The 596-nt window shown below is 31.2% G+C and carries 1 protein-coding gene; it reads right to left on the bottom strand.

Annotated elements, in window-relative coordinates; translation table 11 throughout:
* Window positions 1–596 (bottom strand): DUF4026 domain-containing protein (locus HMPREF9957_RS11005; RefSeq protein ID WP_000309927.1); only part of this gene is annotated, 596 nt, incomplete at both ends.

The raw sequence follows: 596 nt of genomic DNA, 5'->3' as shown, positions 1-596 counted from the left end.
GCATCAATCCATTTTTTAGATGTAGCAACTATTGGCTCTCCATCATAAAACATTCCTAAATGTATCTCTTCTTCATCTTCATTAGAATAATTTCCATCTATCATTATAGAAGCGTAATTAGAAAGTAAGCTATAATGTGATTCGTAATCTTTCTTATTTGAATCCAAAATCTCTATTTCGTGAAGATTACATCTACATAATCCATGAGTATGTAACCAAACTTCATTCTCATCACAAACAGCTTGAACAGTATATAGGCTTGATGGAGAAGGAAGTACATTTGATTTCGCTGCTAATTCAACCCATTTTTTATTTAGCATTCTTTCAGCACTTTCATCACAAAGAGCAACCATTTCAGGAACCATAGCATATACAAGCTTAAGCTGTAAATGGTAACATTTTTTAGCATCTCCTTCAAATTTCATATAAACAATTAAGGCATTCTTTGAATTTAAAATCTGTTCTTTTTCTTCTTCTGTAAAATATTGTAATTCCGATTGATGCATTCCTTCTGCATTAAAATCTCCAAGATAGAATCTTACATCAAAATCAGTTCCTTTATATGATAGAACAATCTGTCCAGGGAAATCTTCACT

The organism is Streptococcus mitis SK1080, from assembly GCF_000220085.1.
Classification (GTDB): domain Bacteria; phylum Bacillota; class Bacilli; order Lactobacillales; family Streptococcaceae; genus Streptococcus; species Streptococcus mitis_K.
This window is presented reverse-complemented; position numbering and strand designations above follow the sequence as displayed.